Consider the following 2,160-nt stretch of genomic DNA (forward strand, 5'->3'; position numbering starts at 1 on the left):
GGCGTTCGTTCGTTCCGGTGCGGCTCTCTCGGGTCAGGACGCGACTCCTTCGGCATCCGCGCCGATGCTCAGCGGCGGCGAAAGGCAGGACGCCGGTTCCCCGCTTGTGTCGCTCGACCGAGGTGCCGGCGAGAGGTCCCGTCAGTCCTGCTCTTCGACCTTCGCCATGGCCAGCACGTCGAGGCGGCGGTCGAGTTCCTCCTCGGTCAGCTTCTCGTCCAGCAGGCCGCGATCGATGACGGTCTGCCGAATGGTCTTCTTCTCCCGCAGCGCTTCCTTCGCGACCGCGGCCGCCTCTTCGTAGCCGATCGCCGAGTTCAGCGGAGTGACGATCGAGGGGGAGGACTCGGCGAGCATCCGCAGGTGCTCGACATTGGCGACCAGGCCGCGCACGCACTTGTCGGCGAACACTCGCGCGACATTGGCCAGCAGGCGAATCGACTCCAGCAAGTTGCGCGCCATGACCGGGATGTACACATTCAGTTCGAAGGCGCCGTTCGCGCCCGCGAAGGCGACCGCGGCATCGTTGCCGATCACCTGCGCGCCGACCTGGGTCACCGCCTCGGGGAGCACCGGGTTCACCTTGCCGGGCATGATCGAGCTGCCCGGCTGCAGATCCGGCAGCTGGAGTTCGGCCAAACCGGTGAGCGGGCCCGAGCCCATCCAGCGGATGTCGTTGGCGATCTTGGTCAGGCTCACCGCGATCGTGCGGAGCGCACCGGACGCCTCGACCAGGCCGTCGCGCGCGGCCTGCGCCTCGAAGTGGTCCTCGGCCTCGCGCAACGCATCGATGTCGGTGGCGCGCACCAGTTCCGCGACGACCTTCGCGCCGAAGCCCTCCGGCGCGTTCAGCCCGGTGCCGACCGCCGTGCCGCCGATCGGCAGCTCGCCGAGCCGCGGCAGCGTCGCCATGATGCGGTCGATGCCCGCCGCGACCTGGCGGGTGTAGCCGCCGAACTCCTGGCCGAGGGTCACCGGAACTGCGTCCATCAGGTGGGTGCGGCCGGACTTCACCACGGTGCGCCATTCCGTCGACTTGTCCAGCAGCGCCAGCCGCAGATGCTCCAGCGCGGGAACCAGGTCGGTGATGACCGCTTCGGTGGCGGCGAGATGCGTTGCGGTGGGGAAGGTGTCGTTGGACGACTGGGACATGTTCACGTCGTCGTTCGGGTGGACGGTGACGCCCTTCGCCTTGGCCAGCGAGGCGATCACCTCGTTGGCGTTCATGTTCGAGCTGGTGCCGGAACCGGTTTGGAAGACGTCGATCGGGAACTGGTCGTCGTGCCTGCCCTCGGCGATCTCGTTCGCCGCGGCGATGATGGCATCGGCCTTCCCCGGATCGAGCAGACCCAGGTCGCGGTTCACCGTGGCACACGCGGCCTTCAGCAGGCCGAGCGCGCGAATCTGCGCCCGCTCCAAGCCGCGTCCGCTGATCGGGAAGTTCTCCACGGCCCGCTGGGTCTGCGCCCGCCACAACGCGTCCACCGGAACCCGGACCTCGCCCATGGTGTCGTGCTCGATGCGGTACTGCGTCTCCTCGCTCATGATCCCGACCCTATGCCGCGGCCGCTGCCCATGGGGCAGCCACGCCTGAGGTCATTCGCACAGGCCGGACGAGGTCCACCCGGGAATACGGGAACCGCCGCCCCGGGACGCCCGCGCCATCGGTCCGGCGACTTACCCGGCCGTAGCAACATGTCGGTGAAGACCCATAAAGACCTCTCACCTGGCGAATTACGGCGACGGGTCGCTAACAGGCCGGCCCGCGGTTGACGCCGGAGGTGATAGTCAGGCCCGGTGCCGGTCGCAGAGCGAAGCCGGAGCGAGCACGTAGACACCATGCGGCCACCTGATCGCTCTCTCCAGCCGGCCCGAGGTAGCGCGATATCGAGTGCATCGGTGTCGCGGAGGACGGACTGCGACACCACCGGCCCCGCGCCGAGCGAAACCGAGCACGTCCGTTCACAGCCGGGCTCGAGTTCGTGCGGCCGCCGGGGGCGAGGCGTTCGCTATCTACCGCCGCTTCGCGGTTGTCGGCGAAGGTGCGGAGTAGCGCCCGACGTGATCGGATCGACCTCGACTCCCGGTTTCGAGCGGAGCGAGACCGAGCATGTTCTGTTCGCGGCCCGGCTCGTGTTTGCGTGACCACCGCGTCCGCGA

At 68.7% G+C, this 2,160-nt stretch carries 1 protein-coding gene; it reads right to left on the bottom strand.

The features are described 5' to 3' along the window. Positions 1-141: 141 nt before the first annotated feature. A complete protein-coding gene (locus ACFU5M_RS34405) occupies positions 142-1,545 on the bottom strand; it encodes a class II fumarate hydratase (RefSeq protein ID WP_379055790.1) in 1,404 nt (467 codons plus the stop codon). Positions 1,546-2,160: the final 615 nt, after the last annotated feature.

Source organism: Nocardia sp. NPDC057455 (genome assembly GCF_042802775.1).
Classification (GTDB): domain Bacteria; phylum Actinomycetota; class Actinomycetes; order Mycobacteriales; family Mycobacteriaceae; genus Nocardia.

What these genes read in the sequence shown, in the direction of transcription:
- ACFU5M_RS34405 (WP_379055790.1), bottom strand. Translation starts at nt 1,545, where the DNA reads ATGAGCGAGGAGACGCAGTACCGCATCGAGCACGACACCATGGGCGAG.